General features: G+C 60.7%; 22 protein-coding genes. 12 read left to right on the forward strand and 10 right to left on the reverse strand.

Features of this window, described 5'->3' with window-relative positions:
• The first annotated feature begins 70 nt into the window (after positions 1-70).
• The gene (locus ACEN2T_RS08640; RefSeq protein WP_442116568.1) at positions 71-2,911 is read left to right on the forward strand and encodes a class I adenylate cyclase; all 2,841 of its coding nucleotides are present in this window, start codon (positions 71-73) and stop codon (positions 2,909-2,911) included.
• Here ACEN2T_RS08640 and rnk read toward each other — a convergent pair.
• The 3 genes from rnk to cyaY form a co-directional block, all read right to left on the reverse strand.
• Positions 2,908-3,321 carry a nucleoside diphosphate kinase regulator gene (gene rnk, locus ACEN2T_RS08645; protein WP_032884359.1) on the reverse strand — a complete coding sequence of 138 codons (414 nt, stop codon included), beginning with the start codon at positions 3,319-3,321 and terminating at the stop codon, positions 2,908-2,910. The two genes, ACEN2T_RS08640 and rnk, sit on opposite strands and share 4 nt — an antisense overlap.
• 131 nt (positions 3,322-3,452) lie before the next feature.
• Positions 3,453-3,671: a DUF1289 domain-containing protein gene (locus tag ACEN2T_RS08650; protein WP_081797581.1), complete on the reverse strand. Its 219-nt coding sequence runs from the start codon at positions 3,669-3,671 to the stop codon at positions 3,453-3,455.
• A gap of 2 nt (positions 3,672-3,673) precedes the next feature.
• A complete protein-coding gene (cyaY, locus tag ACEN2T_RS08655; protein ID WP_032884360.1) occupies positions 3,674-4,006 on the reverse strand; it encodes an iron donor protein CyaY in 333 nt (110 codons plus the stop codon).
• Between the two features lie 238 nt (positions 4,007-4,244).
• On the opposite strand from cyaY, the gene lptM reads away from it, so the two are divergent.
• From lptM to ACEN2T_RS08685, 6 genes are read left to right on the forward strand one after another with little or no spacing between them, the layout of a single operon-like run.
• Positions 4,245-4,415, forward strand: a complete 171-nt coding sequence (gene lptM / locus ACEN2T_RS08660) for an LPS translocon maturation chaperone LptM (protein ID WP_010207449.1) — start codon at positions 4,245-4,247, stop codon at positions 4,413-4,415.
• Positions 4,416-4,424: 9 nt separating this feature from the next.
• A complete protein-coding gene (lysA, locus tag ACEN2T_RS08665; RefSeq protein WP_032884361.1) occupies positions 4,425-5,672 on the forward strand; it encodes a diaminopimelate decarboxylase in 1,248 nt (415 codons plus the stop codon).
• Between the two features lie 3 nt (positions 5,673-5,675).
• Positions 5,676-6,506, forward strand: a complete 831-nt coding sequence (dapF, locus tag ACEN2T_RS08670; RefSeq protein ID WP_032884362.1) for a diaminopimelate epimerase — start codon at positions 5,676-5,678, stop codon at positions 6,504-6,506.
• Between the two features lie 13 nt (positions 6,507-6,519).
• Positions 6,520-7,236 carry a DUF484 family protein gene (locus ACEN2T_RS08675; RefSeq protein ID WP_032884363.1) on the forward strand — a complete coding sequence of 239 codons (717 nt, stop codon included), beginning with the start codon at positions 6,520-6,522 and terminating at the stop codon, positions 7,234-7,236.
• Between the two features lie 2 nt (positions 7,237-7,238).
• Positions 7,239-8,138, forward strand: a complete 900-nt coding sequence (gene xerC, locus ACEN2T_RS08680) for a tyrosine recombinase XerC (protein WP_032884365.1) — start codon at positions 7,239-7,241, stop codon at positions 8,136-8,138.
• Positions 8,135-8,830, forward strand: a complete 696-nt coding sequence (locus ACEN2T_RS08685) for an HAD family hydrolase (RefSeq protein WP_032884366.1) — start codon at positions 8,135-8,137, stop codon at positions 8,828-8,830. Before xerC ends, ACEN2T_RS08685 begins: the two co-directional genes overlap by 4 nt.
• 106 nt (positions 8,831-8,936) lie before the next feature.
• Here the strand turns inward: ACEN2T_RS08685 and sutA are convergent, their stop codons facing one another.
• From sutA to glnK, 4 genes are all read right to left on the reverse strand, one after another.
• Complete coding sequence (gene sutA, locus ACEN2T_RS08690) at positions 8,937-9,263, reverse strand: transcriptional regulator SutA (RefSeq protein WP_032884367.1); 327 nt, start codon at positions 9,261-9,263, stop codon at positions 8,937-8,939.
• 102 nt (positions 9,264-9,365) lie between these two features.
• Complete coding sequence (locus ACEN2T_RS08695) at positions 9,366-9,791, reverse strand: secondary thiamine-phosphate synthase enzyme YjbQ (RefSeq protein WP_032884368.1); 426 nt, start codon at positions 9,789-9,791, stop codon at positions 9,366-9,368.
• A 211-nt stretch (positions 9,792-10,002) separates the two neighbouring features.
• Positions 10,003-11,340 carry an ammonium transporter gene (locus ACEN2T_RS08700; RefSeq protein ID WP_032884369.1) on the reverse strand — a complete coding sequence of 446 codons (1,338 nt, stop codon included), beginning with the start codon at positions 11,338-11,340 and terminating at the stop codon, positions 10,003-10,005.
• Positions 11,341-11,374: 34 nt separating this feature from the next.
• Complete coding sequence (gene glnK / locus ACEN2T_RS08705) at positions 11,375-11,713, reverse strand: P-II family nitrogen regulator (protein ID WP_002555808.1); 339 nt, start codon at positions 11,711-11,713, stop codon at positions 11,375-11,377.
• Between the two features lie 421 nt (positions 11,714-12,134).
• Between glnK and ACEN2T_RS08710 the strand changes: the two genes are divergently transcribed.
• Together ACEN2T_RS08710 and ACEN2T_RS08715 are read left to right on the forward strand one after the other, a co-directional pair.
• Positions 12,135-12,395, forward strand: a complete 261-nt coding sequence (locus ACEN2T_RS08710; RefSeq protein WP_095185195.1) for an accessory factor UbiK family protein — start codon at positions 12,135-12,137, stop codon at positions 12,393-12,395.
• A gap of 225 nt (positions 12,396-12,620) precedes the next feature.
• Positions 12,621-14,117: a YifB family Mg chelatase-like AAA ATPase gene (locus tag ACEN2T_RS08715; protein ID WP_095185196.1), complete on the forward strand. Its 1,497-nt coding sequence runs from the start codon at positions 12,621-12,623 to the stop codon at positions 14,115-14,117.
• Between the two features lie 3 nt (positions 14,118-14,120).
• Here the strand turns inward: ACEN2T_RS08715 and ACEN2T_RS08720 are convergent, their stop codons facing one another.
• Positions 14,121-16,097, reverse strand: coding sequence for a methyl-accepting chemotaxis protein (locus ACEN2T_RS08720; RefSeq protein WP_099601749.1), 1,977 nt, complete (start codon positions 16,095-16,097; stop codon positions 14,121-14,123).
• A gap of 177 nt (positions 16,098-16,274) precedes the next feature.
• Entirely contained in the window at positions 16,275-17,195 is a 921-nt protein-coding gene (locus ACEN2T_RS08725) for a LysR substrate-binding domain-containing protein (RefSeq protein ID WP_032884375.1), read from the reverse strand.
• Between the two features lie 152 nt (positions 17,196-17,347).
• Here ACEN2T_RS08725 and ACEN2T_RS08730 point away from each other — a divergent pair, with 152 nt between their 5' ends.
• On the forward strand, positions 17,348-18,760 hold the full coding sequence (locus tag ACEN2T_RS08730) for a NorM family multidrug efflux MATE transporter (RefSeq protein WP_032884376.1): 1,413 nt from the start codon (positions 17,348-17,350) through the stop codon (positions 18,758-18,760).
• Here ACEN2T_RS08730 and ACEN2T_RS08735 read toward each other — a convergent pair.
• Entirely contained in the window at positions 18,757-20,430 is a 1,674-nt protein-coding gene (locus tag ACEN2T_RS08735; RefSeq protein ID WP_032884377.1) for a putative bifunctional diguanylate cyclase/phosphodiesterase, read from the reverse strand. The genes ACEN2T_RS08730 and ACEN2T_RS08735 overlap by 4 nt on opposite strands.
• 267 nt (positions 20,431-20,697) lie before the next feature.
• Between ACEN2T_RS08735 and rep the strand changes: the two genes are divergently transcribed.
• Positions 20,698-22,707, forward strand: coding sequence for a DNA helicase Rep (gene rep / locus ACEN2T_RS08740; RefSeq protein WP_032884378.1), 2,010 nt, complete (start codon positions 20,698-20,700; stop codon positions 22,705-22,707).
• Positions 22,708-22,765: 58 nt separating this feature from the next.
• Positions 22,766-23,335, forward strand: a complete 570-nt coding sequence (locus ACEN2T_RS08745; protein ID WP_003176890.1) for a xanthine phosphoribosyltransferase — start codon at positions 22,766-22,768, stop codon at positions 23,333-23,335.
• The last annotated feature ends 109 nt before the right edge of the window (positions 23,336-23,444 follow it).

The raw sequence follows: 23,444 nt of genomic DNA on the forward strand, positions 1-23,444 counted from the left end.
CTCCTACGCCACTGGCTGTAAACTCCTACACGGCCGCCCACGTCGGGCCCTGCGAGCCACCGAGTTCGACATGACCCGCACCCATGAAATCCGCCCTGACTTGGACGAAGGCATCGACCGCAAGGTGCTGGCCCAATTGCGCGCGCGCTTCATGGCCCTCAATGAGGGGCGCATGGCGCGTGCCGTCGAGGGGCTGACGCCGCGCCAGCAAAGCGTGCTGACCCTCCTGCCACTGTTTTTTCACGTTAATCATCCGCTGTTGCCCGGTTATGTTTCGGGCAGCACGCCAGCCGGGCTTTCGAATTTCGAGCCCGACGCTCAGGCCTTGACCGAAGCCCAACGCCTGACCCGCTCGTTCTCTTACAAGCCGCGCCCGGTCAATCAGCCCAAGCCTATCCATGGCCTATTCCTGATGGGCAGCCTTGGCACCCTCGCCCAAGCGGATCAGAGCGATATGGACGTATGGGTGTGCCACGCCCCCGACCTGGGCGAAAACGAGCTGGGCGAACTGCGCAAGAAATGCCAATTGCTAGAAGCCTGGGCCCTCACCATGGGTGCCGAGGCACACTTCTTCCTGATCGAGCCAACGCGCTTCGTACTCGGCGAGCGCGACACCCAACTGAGCTCCGACGACTGCGGTACCACCCAGCATTACCTGCTGCTGGACGAGTTCTACCGCACAGCCATCTGGTTGGCCGGGCGCACGCCGATTTGGTGGCTGGTGCCGGTATACGAAGAGACCCGTTACGCCGAATTCACCCACACACTGCTCTCCAAGCGGTTTATCCGCGCCGATGAAACCCTTGACCTCGGCCACCTGGCACATATTCCACCCGGCGAATTCATCGGAGCCGGTCTATGGCAGTTGTTCAAAGGCATCGAGTCACCTTACAAATCGGTGCTCAAACTGCTGCTGACTGAGGTCTACGCCAGCGAACACCCCAACGTGCATTGCCTGAGCCTGCGCTTCAAGCGCGCGGTGTTCGCGAACCAGATGGACCTGGATGAGCTGGACCCATACATCGTGGTGTACCGCCGCATCGAGGAATACCTCAAAGCACGCAACGAGCCCGAACGCCTGGAATTGGTACGCCGCGCGCTGTACCTGAAGGTCAATCGCAAGCTAACCGCCGGCCAACGCACCAGCAGTTGGCAGCGACTGTTGCTGGAGCGCCTGGCACGCGAATGGAGCTGGGACCAGCGTCAACTCGCCCTGCTGGACAGCCGCAGCCAGTGGAAAGTGCGTCAGGTGGCCTCGGAACGCCGCGCCCTGGTCAGCGAGCTGAACTACAGCTATCGCTTCCTGACCCAGTTTGCCCGGACCGAACAGACCGTCAGTCTGATCAACAAGCGCGACCTTAACGTGCTGGGCCGGCGCCTGTATGCCGCTTTTGAGCGCAAGGCCGGCAAGGTCGAATTCATCAACCCCGGCATCGCACCGGACCTGGCTGAGGACACCTTGACCCTGGTGCAGTCGCCCAACCGCAAGGAACCGGGCCAGCATCACTGGGGGTTGTACAACGGCAACCTCACGGCCCTGGAGTGGGAACACTTTGCGCCGATCAAGCGCAGCCGCGACCTGCTGGAAATGCTCACTTGGTGCCATCGCAACGGTGTAATCGACAGCAGCACGCGCCTGGCGCTGCACCCCGGCACCAGCGACATGACCGAATTCGAGTTGTTCAACCTGCTTGGCAGCCTGCAACAAACGGTCGCCCTGCCCCTGACCAGCGTCGATGAAATAAGCCTGCTGCGATCGGCGGTGCCCGAGGAAGTGTTGCTGCTGATCAACGTCGGCGTCGACCCGCTCAAGCATCACCGCGACCTGAACATCCTGATGACCACCGAGCGCACCGACTCCCTGAGTTATGCCGGTGTTCGCGATAACCTGGTGCTGACCCTGGACCAAGTCACGCTCAACAGCTGGAACGAAGTGATGGTCAGCCGTTACGACGGCCCGCACGCTTTGCTCGATTGCCTGCGCGACTACCTCAACCAACTGCCATCAGACCGCCTGCCGCGTCTGCGGGTGCGCTGCTTCTGTCATAACCGTGCGCAGTTCATTGCCCAGCGCGTGGAGGAAATCTTCGACACCGCGCAGAACCTGCTGCTGGGTCAGTCCAACCACCGCTACTTGCTGCAAGTTCAGCAGCACTACCACGTAATGGAGTTGATGCCGGGCCAAGCCACCCATGTGTCACTGGCAACCCAGGACGCGCTGATCGCCTACCTCAGCGAAGAGCTGGCCAGCTACAGCCCGCTGCATCTGGACACGATGGCCCTGGAAGACCACGACCTGGCGCTGCTGCTGCCCATGGGCATGGCTGATTGCGTGCAAGTGTTCTACCGGGTCAATGAGGATTTCGCCGAGCTGTATGTGCTGGATGAGTTCAACGCGCTCTGGCAGCAGCGCCTGCCGTTTCATGATGAGCAGAGCCTGTTGGCGCCTTTGCAGCGCTTTCTGCAATCCATCATCTATCGGCGGGATGCGTTGTCGCCGCTGGACACGCAACAACCCCTGGGCGCGGTGCAGTCCTTGTATTACCAACTATTGCCGACAGGAAGCGGACGCGCCCGCGGGATCGAACCTCGGCCGGCGCCGCACAATCCAACGAACAAACCGTTTTACGACGTGCAGGCGATTATCGGCAAAGCAGCACACGGCAAGGTGGGCATTACCCTGTACTGCAATCAGCGGGAGTTTTCCGAATTGGAATTCGGCGACCAGCTATTTGCCGTGGTCGCCCAGGAGATCGTTGGACAGCGCCGGGAAACCGAGCGCTACCGTTGCTACATCACCGACCTGGATCTATCGGGCCTGCTCGGTGATGTGCAGAGCCCGAGCAACCTTTACCTGCGCTACAAGGCCGAGCTGGAGCTGTCGCTCAACGAGGCGCTGAGCCAGATTTAGAGAGTGAAGGCGCCGCCGTCTTTTGGCTGGCCTTCAACACTGAGCAATTCAAGCTTGAGGGTCTTGCCGCCAGGTGCCGGCCAGTCGATATGCTGGCCCACTTTCAGGCCTAACAACGCGCTGCCCACGGGTGCCAGGATCGAGATCTTGCCGGCGTCTGCATTGGCATCTTTCGGATAGACCAGTGTCAGGTGGTAGTCCTTGCCGCTGCCTTGCTCACGGCAATGTACGCTGGAGTTCATGGTCACGACACCCGCAGGCACTTCATCGTGGCCAACCACTTCTTCGGCGCGATCGAGTTCGGCTTGCAACGCTTCGACGCCGGGAGTTTCGTCGCCCAAGCGGTCGATCAGTTGCTCCAGACGCTGCACGTCAAGACGGGTGAGGATGATGGACGGTGCGGTGGTCATGATTCAGGCAGACTCCTTTTTTCTGCACAAAAAAGCAAAACCCCGCCAAAAAAAGGCGGGGTTCTCGCGGGCCTCGATGAGTTGAGGCGTACCCGGACACTACCACAGCGTCACAAATAAACAAGACAGCCTCAGGCGTGCGCCCTGCGCTGCTCGGCCTCGGCGCAGATCACCCTGCGCCGGGCATCGTCGGCGGACCGCCATTCGCGGATGTCTTCAACGTGACGAAAGCAGCCGAGGCAGACTTTTTGCTCGTCCAGACGACACAAACTGATACAAGGTGACGGCACCGCCGGGCTGACATTACTGAACAGCGGCTTTGGCGGACGTACGGGCGCAGGCTCAGTCACGGTCAAATCTCGTCGAAATCCAGCTCGGCGCCGGTATATTCGTGGACCAGGCGCGTGAGCATCTCGCCCAACAACTCTTCACTCTTATCGCACTGCCATTTGCCGCTTTCTTCGTCGTAGTCGAAGTGAACGCCACCGGAGCGCGCCGCCAGCCACAGCTGACGCAGGGGTTCCTGGCGACTGAAGATCAGTTGCTGGCCACTCTCGAACTTGACGGTCAGCACGCCGGCCGAGTTTTCCAGGTCCACGTCCAGGCCGCTGTCGTCAAAAATATCTTCCAGCGCCTGCTGGGTCGCATCCACCAGATCGTGAAAACGGGCTTCGGTCAAACTCATTGTGGCAACCTCAAAAGTGTCTGGTTTTGCTCAAGCGCCGCACGATACGGGCGAGCCTCGCCGATTGCAAAGGATACCGATTTCATTACCGATGACGGTATGAAATATCCTCTGCCAGCGTAGCCCGCTTCACCTTCATGTCGGCAAACCCCCGCCGGACGGGTATTTCGGCGCATAGGCAAGCTGGCGGGTGGTCGGTATACTCGGGCGCAATTAATGCATATTCAAGGATTTCGCCATGAAGCGCCTGATCTCTTCCCTTGCTGCGCTCGTCGCGGTCGCTTGCCTCGTTAGTGCCTGTGGTCAAAAAGGCCCGCTGTACCTGCCCGATGACAGCAAAGACCCGAATGAACAGGCGCAATCGTCGCAAAAGCCATCCAAAGCGCATAAGCACGACACCTACGAATAAGGGAGCTCCATGGACGCTTTTAACTACCGGGACGGCGAGCTGTTCGCGGAAGGCGTGGCGCTGTCCGCGATTGCCCAGCGCTTTGGTACCCCGACGTACGTGTACTCACGCGCTCACATCGAAGCTCAATACCGCTCCTTCACCGACGCACTGGACGGCGTACCGCACTTGGTGTGCTACGCGGTCAAGGCAAACTCCAATCTGGGTGTACTGAATGTCCTGGCGCGTATGGGCGCTGGTTTTGACATCGTCTCCCGTGGCGAGCTGGAGCGGGTACTGGCAGCTGGTGGCCAGGCTGACAAGATCGTGTTCTCCGGCGTCGGCAAGAGCCGCGAAGACATGCGCCGTGCCCTGGAAGTCGGTGTGCATTGCTTCAACATCGAATCCACCGACGAGCTGGAGCGCCTGCAGGTCGTAGCCGCCGAAATGGGCGTACGCGCGCCGATCTCCCTGCGCGTCAACCCGGACGTCGATGCTGGCACCCACCCGTACATTTCCACCGGTCTCAAAGAGAACAAGTTCGGCATCGCCATTGCTGACGCCGAGGACGTGTATATCCGCGCCGCGCAGTTGCCGAACCTGGAAGTGCTGGGCGTCGACTGCCACATCGGTTCGCAACTGACCACTCTGCCGCCGTTCCTAGATGCCCTCGACCGCCTGCTGGCGCTGATTGATCGCCTGGGCGAATGCGGTATCTACCTGCACCACATCGACCTCGGTGGCGGCGTGGGCGTGCGGTATCGCGATGAAGAGCCGCCGCTGATTGCCGACTATATCCAGGCCGTGCGCGAGCGCATCGAAGGCCGCGACCTGACGCTGATGTTCGAGCCGGGCCGCTACATCGTCGCCAACGCCGGCGTGCTGCTGACCCAGGTCGAGTACCTCAAGCACACCGAGCACAAGGATTTCGCCATCGTCGACGCGGCGATGAACGACCTGATCCGCCCGGCGCTGTACCAGGCCTGGATGAATGTCACCGCTGTGACGCCTCGCGACAGCGAAGCTCGCGCCTATGACATCGTCGGCCCGATCTGCGAAACCGGCGACTTCCTCGCCAAGGATCGTCAGCTTGCGCTGGAGGAAGGCGATCTGCTGGCCGTGCATTCGGCCGGTGCCTACGGGTTTGTCATGAGTTCCAACTACAACACCCGCGGCCGTACCGCCGAGGTACTGGTGGACGGTGATCAAGCGTTTGAAGTGCGTCGCCGCGAGACGGTAGCCGAGTTGTATGCTGGCGAAAGCCTGCTGCCGGAGTAAGCCATGCTGCTGCGTTTTACCAAGATGCACGGGCTCGGCAATGATTTCATGGTCCTCGACCTGGTCAGCCAGCACGCGCACATCCTGCCCAAGCACGCTAAACAGTGGGGCGACCGGCATACAGGGATTGGCTTCGACCAATTGCTGATCGTCGAGGCGCCAAGCAACCCGGAGGTGGATTTCCGTTATCGGATCTTCAACTCCGACGGTTCCGAAGTGGAACAGTGCGGCAACGGTGCACGCTGTTTCGCGCGTTTCGTGCTGGATAAGCGCCTGACCGCCAAGCGCCAGATCCGCGTCGAGACCAAGAGCGGCGTGATCGAGCTGGATATTCGCAGCGACGGCCAAATCAGCGTCAACATGGGCGCGCCGCGCTTGGTGCCAGCGGATATTCCGTTCCAGGCCAGCGAGCAGGCCACCAGCTACGCAGTCGATGTCGACGGCAAGATCGTCGACTTGGCGGCCGTCTCCATGGGCAACCCCCATGCCGTGTTGCGGGTCAACGACATCAACAATGCCCCCGTACATGAACTGGGGCCGAAGATCGAACACCACCCGCGCTTTCCGGCACGGGTCAACGTGGGTTTCCTGCAGGTGATCGACCGTTCCCGCGCGCAATTGCGTGTGTGGGAACGCGGCGCCGGCGAAACCCAGGCCTGCGGCACCGGTGCTTGCGCCGCTGCCGTGGCCGCGATCAGCCAGGGGTGGATGGATTCGCCGCTGCTGATCGACCTGCCCGGTGGACGCCTGTCCATCGAATGGGCAGGCCCTGGCCACCCGGTGCTGATGACCGGGCCGGCCTCGCGTGTATACGAAGGACAGGTCCGTCTATGAGTGAGCCAAGCTAATGACCGATAAGCCTCAAGTACCCGCACCCGCAACCCCGAGCGAAAGTCTGGAGGCCGCTGCTGTCGCGGCGTACCTTGAGGCGAATCCGGATTTCTTCGTCGAGCACGAAGAACTGCTGCCGGCGCTGCGCATCCCCCACCAGCGCGGCGACACCGTGTCGCTGGTGGAGCGACAGATGAAGATCCTGCGCGAGCGCAATATCGAGATGCGTCATAAGCTCTCGCACTTGATGGACGTCGCCCGCGACAACGACCGCCTTTTCGACAAAACCCGTCGCCTGATCCTTGCGCTGATGGACGCCACCAGCCTGGAAGAAACCGTGATCGCCGTGGAAGACAGCCTGCGCCAGGACTTCCAAGTGCCATTTGTCAGCCTGATCCTATTCAGCGACAACCCGATGCCTGTAGGCCGCTGGGTCAGCGGCAGCGACGCACAGACCGCGATTGGCGGCCTGTTGTCCGAAGGCAAGACCATCAGCGGCACCTTGCGCGAGCATGAGCTGGACTTCCTGTTTGGTCCCGAACAGCTCAAGGAGATCGGCTCCACAGCTGTCGTCGCCCTCAGCCATCAAGGCTTGCATGGCGTGCTGGCTATCGCCAGCCGTGATCCTGCGCACTACAAAAGCTCGGTGGGCACGCTGTTCCTGACCTATATCGCCGAAGTTTTGGGCCGCGTCCTGCCGCGCTTCACCACCGCCCTGCGCGCGGTGCGCTAGCCATGGAACGGCAACTGGACGCTTACTGCGCTCACCTGCGCAACGAGCGCCAGGTGTCGCCCCACACACTGGAAGCCTACCGGCGGGACTTGAACAAGGTCCTGGCCTACTGCGAAAAACAGCAGGTCACCAGTTGGAAGGCCTTGGATATCCAAAGCCTGCGCAGCCTGATCGCGCGCTTGCACCAGACGGGCCAATCCTCGCGCAGCCTGGCTCGCCTGCTGTCGGCTGTGCGCGGACTCTATCACTACCTCAACCGCGAAGGCCTGTGCGACCACGACCCGGCCAACGGCCTGTCTCCGCCCAAGGGCGAACGGCGCCTGCCCAAGACACTGGATACCGACCGCGCTTTGCAATTGCTTGATGGCGCCGTAGAGGATGACTTCCTGGCCCACCGCGACCAGGCGATCCTGGAGCTTTTCTATTCCTCGGGCCTGCGCCTGTCGGAACTCACCGGCCTGAACCTAGACCAATTGGACCTGGCAGACGGCCTGGTGCAAGTACTCGGCAAGGGCAGCAAAACCCGCGTCCTGCCGGTGGGTAGGAAGGCCCGCGAAGCCCTGCAACTCTGGCTTCCACTGCGGGCGTTGGCCAACCCGGCGGACGACGCCGTGTTTATCAGCCAGCAAGGCCGGCGACTGGGGCCGCGGGCTATTCAGGTGCGGGTCAAAGCCGCCGGGGAGCGCGAACTGGGTCAAAACCTGCACCCGCATATGCTGCGGCACTCCTTTGCCAGCCATATGCTGGAATCGTCCCAGGATCTGCGCGCCGTGCAGGAGTTGCTGGGCCACTCAGATATCAAGACCACGCAGATCTACACCCATCTGGACTTCCAACACCTGGCAACGGTGTACGACAGCGCCCATCCACGGGCCAAACGCATCAAGGGCGGCGACTCATGAGTATCAAGCTGATCACCTTCGACCTGGACGACACACTCTGGGACAACGTACCCGTCATCATCAGCGCCGAGGCGTCGATGCGCGAATGGCTGGTCGTGCATGCCCCCAACGTCGGCGACCTGCCACTGGAGCATTTCGCCAGCCTGCGCCAACAGGTGCTGCAGCGTCATCCGGAGCTCAAACACCGCATCAGCGTGTTGCGCCACCGGGTGCTGATGCACGCCTTCGAGGAGGCCGGATATCCACAGCCGCAAGCCACGGAAATGGCAGACGTGTGCTTCGAGGCGTTCATTCACGCCCGTCATCAGCTCACTCCCTTCCCTGAAGCAGAGCCGATGTTGCAAGCGCTGCGCCAGCACTTTCTGCTGGGTGTGATCACCAATGGCAATGCCGATGTGCAGCGTGTGGGCCTGGCTGACTACTTTCACTTTGCGCTGCGCGCTGAAGATATTGGTATTGCCAAGCCGGATGCGCGGCTGTTCCAGGAAGCACTGCAACGCGGCGGAGTGGATGCCAGCGCAGCGGTGCATGTTGGCGACCATCCCGGGGACGACATTGCGGGGGCGCAGCAGGCGGGGCTGCGGGCCGTGTGGTTTAACCCCAGCGCCAAGGTGTGGGAAGGGGATAAACGCCCCGACGCGGAGATTCGTAGCCTTACGGAGCTGCCGGAATTACTCCGCAAGTGGCAGTAGTACTAGAGATCCCAATATGGGGATCACCACGAAGCTCAAATAAATCAGCAAGCATGAAAAAGCCCGCAGCGACGGCGGGCTTTTTCTTACAAGCAGGTGATTGACCTCAGATAGGTCGGCTGCCGTACTTGTTATCCGGCTTCTTGGGTGGGTCTGCCACCACGTTAGCCTCGACTTCCTGCACTCTGCCGCCTTTAGCGAGGAATTCTTCCATCGCACGGGCCAGAGCATCGCGCTCTTTGTTCTTGGCCTCAACGCTCGGCAATTCATCTACCGAAACAGCTGCCTTGGCTTTGCCTTTGGCCGCAGGGGCAGGCGCATCATCGCCACCATCGTCGTCCGCAACGTCTTCCGCTGCAGCTTCAAGACCTTCTTCGGTGTCGTCTTCGTCACCTACTTCGAGTTCGTCGTTTTCCAGATCATCGTCGCTCATGTTCTACCTCATGACTTGCGAAAAGCAGATTAGTTATAGCCCAGCTTCGCCCTCTGTCGAGGCCGCCAGGGAAAAATCAACATCCACTGGATAACCAGTGGCTTACGCCCCATCACCGTGCAAGGTGGCGAGGACTTTACGAGCACCGCCATGATCACGGTGCTCGCCCAGATAAACACCTTGCCAGGTACCCATCGCCAAGCGGCCGGCTTTGACCGGCAAACTCAGCTGGCAGCCCAGGAGACTGGCCTTGAAGTGCGCCGGCAGATCATCCGGACCTTCGTCATTGTGTTCGAACCCGGCACGGCCTTGCGGCACCAGCAAGTTGAAAAAACGTTCGAAGTCACGGCGAACCGCCGGATCGGCATTCTCGTTGACGGTCAGAGAAGCCGAGGTGTGCTGCAACCACAGGTGTAACAGGCCCACACGACACGCCTTCAGTTCAGGCAAGCCGGCAAGCAACTCATCGGTCACCAAGTGAAAGCCCCGGGGCTTGGCCCGCAGGGTAATCAAGGTCTGTTGCCACATAGAGTTCTCCGCCCATCGGCGCGCATTCTAGCGCGCTCTGGGAAAAAACAAAGTGCCGAATACGCCTACGTGCCTGTAAGACATTCGCACACTGAAAAGTGCCGTGTGCGGCCGATCACAAACTTTGCGCAAAAACCGGCACAGCGTCTTACGACTGACAAACACCAGGCAAAAAAATGCCCGGCAAGCCGGGCATTTTTTTTACGCGCACTTACAAGTTGTAGCCGCGTTCGTTGTGTTGCGCCAGGTCGAGGCCGACAGCCTCTTCCTCTTCGGTAACACGCAGGCCAATGACCATATCGAGCACCTTGAGGATGACGTAGGTGACGATCGCCGTGTAGATCACGGTGAAGCCAACACCCTTGCACTGGATCCAGACTTGAGCCGCGATGTCAGTGACGGTGCCGAAGCCGCCCAAAGCAGGGGCTGCGAATACACCTGTGAGGATCGCACCGACGATGCCGCCGATACCGTGCACGCCGAATGCGTCCAGGGAGTCGTCGTAGCCCAGCTTACGCTTGAGGCTGGTCGCGCAGAAGAAGCAGACCACACCGGCCACCAGGCCGATTACCAGAGCGCCCATCGGGCCAACGGTACCGGCGGCTGGTGTAACAGCTACCAGGCCAGCGACTACGCCCGAGGCGATGCCCAGTGCACTTGGCTTGCCGTGAGTGATCCACTCGGCGAACATCCAGCCCAACGCCGCAGCAGCGGTAGCGATCTGAGTGACCAGCATCGCCATGCCAGCAGTGCCGTTGGCCGCAGCAGCGGAGCCGGCGTTGAAGCCGAACCAACCGATCCACAGCATTGCCGCGCCCACCAGGGTGTAACCCAGGTTGTGCGGTGCCATCGGAGTGGTAGGGAAGCCTTTACGCTTGCCGAGCACGATGCACGCCACCAGCCCAGCCACACCGGCGTTGATGTGCACCACGGTGCCGCCGGCAAAGTCCAGCACGCCCCAGTCCCACATCAGGCCGCCGTTGCCGCTCCAGACCATGTGCGCGATTGGCGCATAAACCAGGGTGAACCAGATGCCCATGAAGATCAGCATCGCAGAGAATTTCATACGCTCAGCGAAGGCACCGACGATCAGCGCCGGGGTGATGATGGCGAAGGTCATCTGGAAGGTGATGAACACCGCTTCCGGGAACAACGCCGCAGGCCCGGTGATGCTGGCTGGGGTCACACCCGCCAGGAACGCCTTGCCCATGCCGCCGAAGAAGGAATTGAAGTTGACCACACCCTGTTCCATACCGGTGGTATCGAACGCAATGCTGTAGCCGTAGACGACCCACAGGATGCTGATCAGGCCAGTGATGGCGAAGCACTGCATCATCACCGACAGAATATTTTTGGAGCGGACCATGCCGCCGTAGAACAGCGCCAGGCCGGGAATGGTCATGAACAGCACCAGTGCGGTGGCGGTCAGCATCCAGGCGGTGTCGCCAGAGTTGAGGACTGGAGCAGCCACTTCGTCTGCCGCCATGGCCAGGCTTGGCATTACGATGGACAACAGGGCTCCGAGCCCTGCGAATTTACGCAGAGTCATATTGTTTTCTCCTGGGGCGTTGGGGTTTGGCGGCTTAGATTGCGTCGGTATCGGTTTCGCCGGTACGGATGCGAATAGCCTGTTCCAGATTGACCACGAAGATCTTGCCGTCACCGATCTTGCCGGTGTTGGCGGCCTTGGTTATCGCTTCGATAACCCGGTCAAGATCCTTGTCGTCAATGGCGACATCAATCTTCACCTTCGGCAGGAAATCGACTACGTATTCCGCGCCGCGATACAGCTCGGTGTGACCCTTCTGCCGACCGAAGCCCTTGACCTCAGTAACGGTAATGCCCTGCACGCCGATTTCGGACAGCGACTCGCGTACATCGTCCAACTTGAACGGCTTGATGATGGCAGTGACTAGCTTCATGAAAACTCTCTCCCGAATTGGTGGACTTGCCCCAGGAAAACAAACCCGTCTCAAGTCTAAGCGCAGTGCCTGGCTTTGTAACGCATCGTCGCAAGGGCAGTTGCCTTTGCGACGCCAGCGAACCACTGGTGACGAAACCTGTACCCCTGATCCGTCGGCGCACTGCATTCGTCACAGCGACTGCATCAGTGCATGGGTCATGATCGTCTAAGCAGAAACCTTGCCAGCTCCGTAAAAATCACTGAAATCAGTCCTTTGCCCACTTAACCTCACCCACAGGACTATTTGGCAGCTGCAATGCGCACGAAAACAGTGCGCCGTCGCACAGCCCGATGCGCGAAAAGCGTGCGCTGCAGGCCGCGAAAAAGACTATAGACGCTGCGTGATACACTGCCCGCCAACAGTTTCCGGAATATTTCCCATGCTCGCGCCCAAAGACCTACTCGACGCCCTGAGCGGCCACGCCTCTCGCCTGTTCAGCGGCGAAACCCCTCTGCCCCGCAATGAAATCGAAAGCCAGTTCAAGGCCTTGCTGCAAAGCGGTTTCAGCAAGCTCGACCTGGTAAGCCGGGAAGAGTTTGATAGCCAAATGGTGGTGCTGGCCCGCACGCGTGCGCGGCTGGAGAGCCTGGAGGCGAAGGTGGCTGAACTGGAAGCGCGGCTAACCCCGACGGCCGAGTAACTGACGCAACTAGGCCAAAATGTGGGAGGGGGCTTGCTCCCGATGGCGGTGGGTCAGTGACATATTTATCAACTGACCCACTGCTATCGGGTGCAAGCCCCTTCCCACATTTGTTCTGCGTCGTTCTCTGGATACGTTCTGTAAAACCTCCCTCCCTCACTAGCCCCACCCCTCGTCTACCCTTGAAAAACCCGCAGGAAGCGGCCTCTCTTTCAAGGAACGAGCATGTCCCTCGCCATCGTCCACAGCCGCGCCCAGATCGGCGTAGAAGCCCCAGCCGTCACCGTCGAAGTGCACATGGCCAACGGTCTCCCGTCCCTCACGCTGGTGGGCCTTCCCGAAACCGCCGTCAAGGAAAGCAAGGACCGAGTACGCAGCGCCATCCTCAACTCCGCCCTGCAATACCCCTCCCGCCGCATCACGCTCAACCTCGCGCCCGCCGACCTGCCCAAGGACGGCGGGCGTTTTGATTTGGCGATTGCACTGGGGATCCTCGCCGCCAGTGTGCAGGTGCCAGCGTTGATGCTCGATGACATTGAATGCCTGGGTGAGTTGGCGTTGTCCGGCGAAGTGCGTGCGGTCAAAGGTGTGTTGCCAGCCGCTTTGGCGGCGCGCAAGGCTGGGCGCACCGTGATAGTGCCGCGGGCGAATGCAGAGGAAGCTTGCCTGGCGTCGGGGCTGAAGGTGATTGCCGTGGATCACTTGCTGCAGGTCGTGGCGCACCTCAACGGACAAGTGCCGATTGAGCCCTATAAATCCGATGGTTTGTTGTACCTGAACAAGCCCTACCCGGATTTGAGCGAAGTGCAAGGCCAACTCTCCGCCAAGCGGGCGTTGTTGATTGCAGCAGCGGGCGCACATAACCTTCTGTTCAGCGGGCCACCGGGCACCGGCAAGACCTTGCTTGCCAGCCGCTTGCCCGGTTTGCTGCCTCCGCTGAGCGAGCAGGAGGCCCTGGAAGTGGCGGCAATTCAGTCGGTGGTCAGCCTCGCACCGCTGAGCCATTGGCCACACCGGCCGTTTCGCCAGCCGCACCACTCTGCGTCAGGGCCCGCACTGGTGGGCGGTGGATCGAAACCGCAGCCTGGGGAAATCACCATGGCGCATCATGGCGTGCTTTTCCTGGATGAGTTACCGGAGTTTGATCGCAAGGTGCTGGAGGTTTTGCGTGAGCCATTGGAGTCAGGGCATATCGTGATTTCCCGTGCCCGCGACCGCGTGAGTTTCCCAGCGCGTTTTCAACTGGTGGCAGCGATGAACCCCTGCCCTTGCGGGTATATGGGCGAACCCACTGGGCGTTGTCGCTGTACACCGGAGCAGGTCCAGCGGTATCGCAATAAGCTGTCTGGACCGTTACTGGATCGGATTGACTTGCACCTCACCGTGGCGCGGGAAACAACTGCGCTGAATCCAACCCAGCAGGTTGGAGATACGACGGCAACGGCCTCAGCCCAGGTGGCAGATGCTCGGGAGCGTCAGCAACAGCGCCAAGGCTGTGCCAACGCCTTCCTTGATCTACCGAGGTTGCGTGAGCACTGCCAACTTTTGAAAGCCGACGAAGGCTGGCTGGAAAGCGCCTGCGAGCGACTGACATTGTCGCTGCGTGCGGCTCATCGGCTGCTCAAAGTGTCACGCACATTGGCGGACCTGGATCAGGTGGATGCCATCACGCGGGACCACTTGAAGGAGGCCTTGCAGTACCGTCCGGCCTCCCTCAATTGAGCCTCAGCGAAAGCGATCCACCTCATGACGCAAGCCCGCCGCCAACGTCTCGAGCTCCTTGGCCGTAATCGCCAGGTTCGACACCACTTCCCGCTGCTCGCTGTTGGCCAGTGCGATGCTCTGCAAATTGCTGCTGAGCAATGTCGCGGTGCTGCTCTGCTCCTGAGTCGCCGTGGTAATCGCCGCGAACTGCTGACCGGCCGAACGGCTCTGCTCGTCGATACGTGCCAGGGCCGACGCCACGTCGGCGTTGCGCGACAGGCCTTCCTGCATCAGCGTGTTGCCGTGCTCCATGGTGCTGATGGCGTTGCCGGTTTCCCTCTGAATGCTCTGGATCATCCCGGAAATTTCATCGGTGGCTTCGCGGGTACGCGAGGCCAGGTTACGCACTTCGTCAGCGACCACGGCAAACCCACGGCCCTGCTCACCTGCGCGAGCAGCCTCGATGGCGGCGTTCAGCGCCAGCAGGTTGGTCTGTTCGGCGATGGAGGTGATCACACCGACGATGCCGCCGATTTCCTGGGAGCGCTGGCCCAGGGTATTGATCACCGTGGCCGTGCTATTCAGCGCGGTCGCGATATGTTCCAGCGACGACGACGCCTCCTGCATCGAGGTGCGGCCGATGCGGGTTTGCTGGGCATTCTCTTGAGCCAGACGCTCGGTGTTGCCCATGTTGTCGGCGATATTCAGCGAAGTGGCGCTGAACTCTTCCACCGCACCAGCCATGCTGGTGATTTCGCCAGACTGCTGCTCCATCCCGTCATAGGCCCCGCCGGATAACCCGGACAGTGCCTGGGCACGGCTGTTGACCTCTTCGGCCGCCTTGCGGATATGGGAAACCATGGTCGAGAGCGCTTCACCCATCTGGTTGAAGCTGCGGGCCAGTTGGCCGATTTCATCATGGCTGGACACGTTGAGGCGCGCACTCAAGTCCCCCGCGCCCAAGGCTTCGGCCTGGCGCACCAGATCACTCAGCGGCTGCAGTTTGCTGCGCAGCAACCAGACCGTGGCGCCTACCGCCAGCAACATCGCCAGTATGCTGCCGATCACCAGGCGAATACCGACCGCCCAGGTCACTGCACGGATTTCAGCTTTCGGCATGCTCGCGACGACGGCCCAAGGACCGCCGTCGAACGGTACCGAAACACTGTAGAAGTCTTCGTTCTTATCGCTCCAGAAGCGGCCTTTGCCTGGGGTCTTGGCCAGGTCCAGCATCACCGCAACCGACTGGTCCAAGGCCTGCACACCCGCGGGCGGTACCAGCCAACGCTTCTGCTCGTCGAGCAACGCCAGGGAGCCGGTCTGACCGATGCGGAAGCGCTTGAGGTTCTCAAACTGCGCGGCCTGGGCGTCGGTGTAGTCAAAGCCGATGAACAACACAGCGATCACTTTGCCGCTGCTGTCTCGTACGGGACTGTATTGGGTCATGTAGGAGCGATCGAACAACACCGCGCGGCCGATATACGCCTGACCACCGAGCACGCGCTGGTAAGCCGGACCCTGGCGGTCAAGCACGGTGCCGATGGCGCGGCTGCCGTCCTGCTTGGTCAGGGAAGTGCTGACGCGCACAAAGTCGTCGCCGCTGCGCACGAACACCGTGGCCACGCCGCCGGACATCTGCTTGAACTCATCGACTTCAGTGAAGTTGTTGTTGAGCACTTCGCTGCCCAGCAACAGGCTCGGCGTCTGGACCCCAGCCACCGCGACCATTTGATCAGCCTGCACACGCAACCCGGCGCTGAAGCGCTTTTCAAACAATCCGGTCAGACGCTGGGTGCTCTCGCGCAGCGTGCTGTGGAAGGTATTGAGTTGGTCGGCCAGCAGTCGTGCCTCGCTGGCCAAGTGTTCCTCGCGGGTATCGAGGTTGGCGGAGTCAAGGGAACGCAAGGCGAAAACAGTACTGCCGCTGATGACGACAGCCAAAATCACGGCTAATGCAAGACCTAACTGCGAGGCGATCCGGGCGCGAGGTTGAGACATGAAAGCTCCTGGCCGAGGCCAGGATCATCCTGATCTCATAGCGCTGCTCGGCAAATTATCTGGTGGGAAACGTTGGTGCACGATGGTTCCAACACCCCTACTTCGGCGGCGCTTTGCAATACTTGAGCGAATCGCAGGGGTATCACGCAAACGGTTGCGTGATAGAGCCAGAATTATTCAATCAAGCCGTTCGACATCGGGCAAAACCATGGCCTGCACTTCGCTCTGGAGGAAATCCGCCAAGCGTCGCAAGCGCTCGCCGCCCGGACGGGTTTTCGGCCACACCAAATAGTAATTTTCCCTGCTCGCTACCGCCGTCGGCAACGGCAAGCTTAAACGTCCCTGCGCCACATCCTCGGCCACCATCAGCAGATCGCCCATGGAGACGCCATAACCGCGAGCGGCGGCGATCATGCCCAGCTCCAGGGTATCGAACACCTGCCCACCCTTGAGCGAAACCTGATTCGACAGCCCCATGCGCTCCAGCCAATTGCGCCAGTCCCTGCGGTCGGGCGTGGGGTGCAGCAACTCGGCACCAGCGAGTCGATTTACATCCCATGGGCCATCGTCCAACAGATTCGGCGCGCCCACCGGTATCAACAGCTCAGGAAACAAATAGCTGGCTTCCCAATCCGCCGGAAAGTGCCCGTAGCTCAACAGCACCGCACAGTCGAAAGGCTCCTGGTTGAAATCCACTTCATCCACATTCATCCAGGCACTGGTCAATTGCACTTCATTGCCTGGCTGTAATGCGCGGAAGCGACTGAGGCGCGCCAACAACCACCGCATAGTCAGGGTCGACGGCGCTTTCATGCGCAGGATGTCATCTTCGGCGTTCAGGGTATGGCAGGCCCGCTCCAGCGCCGCGAACCCCTCGCGCACACCGGGCAACAGCAGGCGCGCCGCTTCCGTGAGCTGTAGGTTACGGCCGCTGCGCTGGAAGAGGCGACAGGCGAAATGCTCTTCCAGCGTGCGGATATGTCGGCTCACCGCACTTTGGGTAATCGACAGTTCCTCGGCGGCGCGGGTAAAGGAGTTATGCCGGGAGGCCGCTTCAAATGCACGCAAGGCATAAAGAGGAGGAAGACGACGAGACATGAGGAAAGCTCCGACAGCAGGATGCCGAAACCGTACCAGAATCAGTCAGGCATGAGTTTTAATCATGTAGATGATCGCTTTTATCCCTTTGTGCAATGAGCTGAGAGGGCCGAGAATCCAACCCTCTCCAACCCTCTGACTTTCTGAGTGTGATGATCATGCAGCATCCAGCGCGTAACGAACTCTGGGCCATTCTGCGGCTGTCTGGGCCGTTGATTGCCTCACAGTTGGCGCACATGCTGATGGTGCTGACCGACACTTTGATGATGGCTCGCCTGAGCCCTGAAGCGCTGGCCGGTGGTGGCCTGGGTGCAGCGAGCTATTCGTTCGTGTCGATCTTCTGCATCGGAGTGATTGCCGCCGTGGGCACCTTGGTGGCAATCCGTCACGGCGCTGGCGACATCGAAGGTGCCACTCGCCTGACCCAGGCCGGGCTCTGGCTCGCCTGGCTGATGGCCTTGGCGGCGGCACTGCTGTTATGGAACTTGAAGCCGGTGCTGCTGATGTTCGGCCAGACCGATACCAATGTGCAGTCGGCGGGGCAATTCCTGACCATGCTACCGTTCGCCCTGCCCGGCTACCTGAGTTTCATGGCCTTGCGCGGCTTCACCAGCGCCATTGGCAAGGCCACTCCGGTGATGGTGATCAGCCTCGGCGGCACGGTGCTGAACTACCTGCTCAACCACGCCTTGATCGAAGGTATGTTCGGCCTGCCGAAGCTCGGCTTGATGGGCATTGGCCTGGTCACTGCCATCGTCGCCAATGGCATGGCCCTGACGCTGATGTGGTACATCCGCAGCAACCGCGCTTACGCCGCTTACCCGCTGAGCGCGGGCCTGCTGCGCCTCAACACCCAGTACTTGCGCGAGTTGTGGCGTCTGGGCCTGCCGATTGGCGGCACCTATGCAGTAGAAGTCGGGCTGTTTGCCTTTGCCGCGCTGTGCATGGGCACCATGGGGAGTACGCAATTGGCGGCGCATCAGATTGCCCTGCAAATCGTCTCGGTGGCGTTCATGGTGCCAGCGGGCATGTCCTATGCGGTGACCATGCGCATCGGCCAGCACTATGGCGCCGGGCAGTTGCTGCAAGCGCGCATGGCCGGTCGTGTCGGCATCAGTTTTGGCGCGGCGGTGATGTTGGGATTTGCCGTGGTGTTGTGGCTGTTTTCCGACCCGCTGATCGGCCTGTTCCTCGACCATGACGACCCGGCATTCCACGAGGTGATCGTGCTTGCCGTCAGCCTGCTGGCCGTCGCGGCCTGGTTCGAGCTGTTTGATGGCGTCCAGACCATCGCCATGGGCTGCATCCGTGGGCTCAAGGATGCCAAGACCACCTTCCTGGTGGGCCTGGGTTGCTACTGGTTAATCGGCGCGCCTTCGGCGTGGTTGATGGCTTTCACCCTAGGCTGGGGGCCGACCGGCGTGTGGTGGGGATTGGCGCTGGGGCTGGCGTGTGCGGCAGTCAGCCTGACTTGGGCGTTTGAAGCGAAGATGAAGCGCATGATTGGTCTGGAAGGTGCAGTACCCGAAACCCGCCAAGGGTTCCGGGCCACTCAGCCGGATTAGAACACTTCGCCAGCGAGCGTCTGCTGGCCCTTGCCGAATGTCAGGTATTCCACCAACTCCGGCAACGGCAGCGGCTTGCTGATCAAGTAACCCTGAGCCTGATCGCAGCCAAACAGCCTCAGCAGCGCCAACTGCTCCGGAGTCTCCACACCCTCAGCCACCACTTCCAGATTCAGGTTGTGCGCCAGGTTGATCATCGCGTGCACCAGCTTGCGATTCTCTTCGCGCTCTTCCATGCCACCGACAAAGCTCTTATCGATTTTCAACAAGGCAATCGGCAAGCTGTTGAGGTGCACGAACGACGAGAAACCGGTGCCGAAGTCATCCAAAGAAAACCGCACACCCAGCCGCCCTAGGGCATCCATGGTCTGTTTGACCAGATCGCTGCGGCGCATCACGGCAGTTTCGGTCAGCTCGAACTCCAGCCATTGCGCTTCCACACCGCGCTCGGCAATCAGCCGGCTGAGGGTAGAGAGCAACTGACTGTCCTGAAACTGGCGGAACGACAGGTTGACCGCCATGTGCAACGGCGGCAGGCCGCGCTCGCGTAGGTCCTGCATATCGCGTAGGGCGCGGGAGATCACCCAGTAGCCCAACGGCACGATCAGGCCGCTCTGTTCGGCCAGGGGGACGAATTCGCTGGGCGGCAATAGGCCGCGCTCGCCGTGGCGCCAGCGCACCAGGGCTTCGAGGCCGACAATGTGGCCGTCATCCAGGTCCAGGCGCGGCTGGTAGTGCAGCTCCAACTCATCCCGGCGCAAGGCGCGGCGCAGTTCACTTTCCAGGTCGGCCAGGCTGCGCGCGTTGCGGTTGATGCGCTCGTTGAAGATATGGAAGGTGCAGCCTTGAGTGCTCTTGGCTTGCTGCATGGCGATATGGGCGTGCCACATCAATGGGTCGGCGCCAGCGCGGGCGCGGGCATGGGCCACGCCCAGGCTGCAACCGATCAGCAGGCTTTCGCCATCCACCCAATACGGTTCGGCCATGGCTTCGGTGATGCGCTCGGCCATCCACTCTGCACGCTGGGGTGCACGGCGGGTGTCAATCAGCAAAGCGAACTCGTCGCTGCCCAGGCGTGCCAATTGGTCGCCGATTTCGAGCTGGCTCTTGAGCCGCGAGACCACTTGCAGGATCAAACGGTCGCCAGCCTGGTGGCCGAGGGCATCGTTGGCGTGGCGAAAGTTGTCGAGGTCCAGGTGACCGAGGGCCAGGCCACGGCCCTCGTTCTCGGCCAGCCGCGCCGCCAGCAGGGTCTGGAAGCCCTGGCGGTTGGCGATACCGGTAAGCGGATCTTGTTCGGCCAGGCGTTGCAGGGTGTTTTCCAGCAAGCCGCGCTCACGAACATGGCGCAGGCAGCGGCGCAGTGTGTCGGCGTCCAATGCATCACGGATCAGCCAATCACTCACGCCAAGCGGAGAAACCAACGGTTCCTGCTCCAACAACACCACGCACGACAAGCTGCAACGGCCAGGGCCGGGTTGCAGGCTGGGCGTGGTCAACAGCACGGCGCTGGTGTCATCTTCGAACAGACGACTTACCGAGTCCCAGTTTGGCGCGCTGATCAGCACAGCCCCATCGCCCATCGGCGCCAGGCACTCGCGCAACAACGCTGCCCACTCAGGCGTATCGGCCAGTAGCAGCAAACGCAAGGGTTCGACAGGCGTAGACAAGCTAGCTCCCTAGACTCTGCAAAGTTTCGTTGGCGGCGGGCATTATGACGTGCGGCCTGATAATGACCAATGATAGGGGTTATCAAATACGCAGGTGTAAGCATTTGTCGCTGTTTTAACCGCAAAAAGCCTCGACATCCTGCGGCAAAGTAGCAAAACCGGCAAATTTAGATCGAGTGGTACGTCACACCGTCGATCCAGAGCAGCAGAATCTTGCCAGCCTGTTAAAATGCCCGCCCTTTTGAACAACGACTCCCTGAATTCTGTATGTCCCGACTCAATCCCCGGCAGCAAGAAGCCGTGAACTACGTCGGCGGCCCTCTATTGGTGCTCGCCGGTGCTGGCTCCGGCAAGACCAGCGTGATCACCCGCAAGATCGCACACCTGATCCAGAGCTGTGGCATCCGCGCCCAGTACATCGTCGCCATGACCTTTACCAACAAGGCCGCGCGCGAGATGAAAGAACGCGTCGGCAGCCTGCTCAAGGGTGGCGAAGGCCGTGGCCTCACGGTGTGTACCTTCCACAACCTGGGGCTGAACATCATCCGCAAGGAGCATGCTCGGCTGGGCTACAAACCGGGCTTCTCGATCTTTGACGAGACCGACGTCAAGGCCCTGATGACCGACATCATGCAGAAGGAATACGCAGGCGACGACGGCGTCGACGAGATCAAAAACATGATCGGCGCCTGGAAAAACGACCTGATCCTGCCCGCCGAGGCCCTGGAAAACGCGCGCAACCCCAAGGAACAGACCGCGGCCATCGTCTACACCCACTACCAGCGCACGCTCAAGGCGTTCAACGCGGTGGACTTCGACGACCTGATCCTGCAGCCGGTCAAGCTGTTCCAGGAACACGCCGACATCCTCGAAAAGTGGCAGAACAAGGTGCGCTACCTGCTGGTGGACGAATACCAGGACACCAACGCCAGCCAGTACTTGCTGGTGAAGTTGCTGATCGGTAAGCGCAACCAGTTCACCGTGGTGGGCGACGATGACCAGTCGATCTACGCCTGGCGCGGCGCCCGCCCGGAAAACCTGATGCTGCTCAAGGTCGACTACCCGTCCTTGAAAGTGGTGATGTTGGAGCAGAACTACCGCTCCACCAGCCGCATCCTGCGCTGCGCCAACGTGCTGATCTCGAACAACCCCCACGAGTTTGAAAAACAGCTGTGGAGTGAGATGGGCCACGGCGATGAGATCCGCGTAATCCGCTGCCGCAACGAAGACGCCGAAGCCGAGCGCGTGGCCGTCGAGCTGCTCACATTGCACCTGCGTACCGATCGGCCCTACAGCGACTTTGCGATCCTGTATCGCGGTAACTACCAGGCCAAGCTGATCGAGTTGAAGTTGCAGCACCACCAGATTCCATATCGTCTGTCGGGGGGCAACAGCTTTTTCGGACGCCAGGAAGTGAAAGACTTGATGGCCTACTTCCGGTTGATCGTTAACCCGGACGACGACAACGCCTTCCTGCGCGTGATCAACGTGCCGCGCCGGGAAATCGGCTCGACGACCCTGGAAAAACTCGGCAACTACGCGACCGAACGCAAGATTTCGATGTACGCCGCCACCGACGAGATCGGCCTGGGCGAGCACTTGGACACGCGCTTCACCGATCGCCTGGCGCGCTTCAAGCGCTTCATGGACAAGGTTCGCGAGCAGTGCGCAGGCGAAGACCCGATCAGCGCCCTGCGCAGCATGGTCATGGACATCGACTACGAAAACTGGCTGCGCACCAACAGCTCCAGCGACAAAGCTGCGGATTACCGCATGGGCAACGTCTGGTTCCTGATCGAAGCCCTGAAGAACACCCTGGAAAAAGACGAAGACGGCGAGATGACCGTCGAAGACGCCATCGGCAAGCTGGTACTGCGCGACATGCTCGAACGTCAGCAGGAAGAGGAAGACGGCGCCGAAGGTGTGCAGATGATGACCTTGCATGCCTCAAAGGGCTTGGAATTCCCCTACGTGTTCATCATGGGGATGGAAGAAGAAATCCTCCCGCACCGCTCCAGCATTGAAGCCGACACCATCGAGGAAGAACGGCGTCTGGCCTACGTGGGCATTACCCGCGCGCGTCAGACCCTGGCCTTCACCTTTGCCGCCAAGCGCAAGCAATACGGCGAGATCATCGATTGTGCCCCCAGCCGGTTCCTGGATGAACTGCCGCCGGATGACCTGGCCTGGGAAGGCAATGACGACACCCCGACCGAGGTGAAAGCCGTACGCGGCAACACCGCCCTGGCGGACATACGCGCGATGTTAAAGCGCTAGAATCGACTACTTTTTAATCTACTTTCGGCGCAGACCGCGCCATTAGAGGAAGCTTTCCGTGGAAGCACTGCACAAGAAAATTCGCGAAGAAGGCATCGTGCTTTCCGATCAGGTACTCAAAGTCGACGCCTTTTTGAACCACCAGATCGACCCGGCGCTGATGAAGCTGATTGGTGATGAATTCGCCGCACTGTTCAAGGACTCGGGCATCACCAAGATCGTCACTATCGAGGCCTCGGGCATTGCGCCGGCGATCATGACCGGCCTGAACCTGGGCGTGCCGGTGATCTTCGCCCGCAAGCAGCAGTCCCTGACCCTGACCGAAAACCTGCTGTCGGCAACGGTGTATTCCTTCACCAAGAAAACCGAGAGCACCGTGGCCATCTCGCCGCGCCACCTGACCAGCAGCGACCGTGTACTGGTGATCGATGACTTCCTAGCCAACGGCAAGGCGTCCCAGGCGCTGATTTCGATCATCAAGCAGGCCGGTGCGACCGTTGCCGGTTTGGGGATTGTGATTGAGAAGTCGTTCCAGGGTGGCCGTGCAGAGCTGGATGCGCAGGGTTATCGGGTTGAGTCGCTGGCGCGGGTGAAATCGCTGGCCGGTGGCGTGGTTACCTTCATCTGAAGCCAACACCGCTCAACATGTGGGAGGGAGCTTGCTCCCGATAGCAGTGGGTCAGCCAATATTTTCGGTGACTGATACACCGCAATCGGGGGCAAGTCCCCTCCCACAT

The organism is Pseudomonas sp. W22_MBD1_FP4 (assembly GCF_052113765.1).
In the GTDB taxonomy this organism is placed as follows: Bacteria; Pseudomonadota; Gammaproteobacteria; order Pseudomonadales; family Pseudomonadaceae; genus Aquipseudomonas; species Aquipseudomonas sivasensis.

What these genes read in the sequence shown, in the direction of transcription:
- ACEN2T_RS08640 (WP_442116568.1), top strand. Translation starts at nt 71, where the DNA reads ATGACCCGCACCCATGAAATCCGCCCTGACTTGGACGAAGGCATCGAC.
- rnk (WP_032884359.1), bottom strand. Translation starts at nt 3,321, where the DNA reads ATGACCACCGCACCGTCCATCATCCTCACCCGTCTTGACGTGCAGCGT.
- cyaY (WP_032884360.1), bottom strand. Translation starts at nt 4,006, where the DNA reads ATGAGTTTGACCGAAGCCCGTTTTCACGATCTGGTGGATGCGACCCAG.
- lptM (WP_010207449.1), top strand. Translation starts at nt 4,245, where the DNA reads ATGAAGCGCCTGATCTCTTCCCTTGCTGCGCTCGTCGCGGTCGCTTGC.
- lysA (WP_032884361.1), top strand. Translation starts at nt 4,425, where the DNA reads ATGGACGCTTTTAACTACCGGGACGGCGAGCTGTTCGCGGAAGGCGTG.
- dapF (WP_032884362.1), top strand. Translation starts at nt 5,676, where the DNA reads ATGCTGCTGCGTTTTACCAAGATGCACGGGCTCGGCAATGATTTCATG.
- ACEN2T_RS08675 (WP_032884363.1), top strand. Translation starts at nt 6,520, where the DNA reads ATGACCGATAAGCCTCAAGTACCCGCACCCGCAACCCCGAGCGAAAGT.
- xerC (WP_032884365.1), top strand. Translation starts at nt 7,239, where the DNA reads ATGGAACGGCAACTGGACGCTTACTGCGCTCACCTGCGCAACGAGCGC.
- ACEN2T_RS08685 (WP_032884366.1), top strand. Translation starts at nt 8,135, where the DNA reads ATGAGTATCAAGCTGATCACCTTCGACCTGGACGACACACTCTGGGAC.
- sutA (WP_032884367.1), bottom strand. Translation starts at nt 9,263, where the DNA reads ATGAGCGACGATGATCTGGAAAACGACGAACTCGAAGTAGGTGACGAA.
- ACEN2T_RS08695 (WP_032884368.1), bottom strand. Translation starts at nt 9,791, where the DNA reads ATGTGGCAACAGACCTTGATTACCCTGCGGGCCAAGCCCCGGGGCTTT.
- ACEN2T_RS08700 (WP_032884369.1), bottom strand. Translation starts at nt 11,340, where the DNA reads ATGACTCTGCGTAAATTCGCAGGGCTCGGAGCCCTGTTGTCCATCGTA.
- glnK (WP_002555808.1), bottom strand. Translation starts at nt 11,713, where the DNA reads ATGAAGCTAGTCACTGCCATCATCAAGCCGTTCAAGTTGGACGATGTA.
- ACEN2T_RS08710 (WP_095185195.1), top strand. Translation starts at nt 12,135, where the DNA reads ATGCTCGCGCCCAAAGACCTACTCGACGCCCTGAGCGGCCACGCCTCT.
- ACEN2T_RS08715 (WP_095185196.1), top strand. Translation starts at nt 12,621, where the DNA reads ATGTCCCTCGCCATCGTCCACAGCCGCGCCCAGATCGGCGTAGAAGCC.
- ACEN2T_RS08720 (WP_099601749.1), bottom strand. Translation starts at nt 16,097, where the DNA reads ATGTCTCAACCTCGCGCCCGGATCGCCTCGCAGTTAGGTCTTGCATTA.
- ACEN2T_RS08725 (WP_032884375.1), bottom strand. Translation starts at nt 17,195, where the DNA reads ATGTCTCGTCGTCTTCCTCCTCTTTATGCCTTGCGTGCATTTGAAGCG.
- ACEN2T_RS08730 (WP_032884376.1), top strand. Translation starts at nt 17,348, where the DNA reads ATGATCATGCAGCATCCAGCGCGTAACGAACTCTGGGCCATTCTGCGG.
- rep (WP_032884378.1), top strand. Translation starts at nt 20,698, where the DNA reads ATGTCCCGACTCAATCCCCGGCAGCAAGAAGCCGTGAACTACGTCGGC.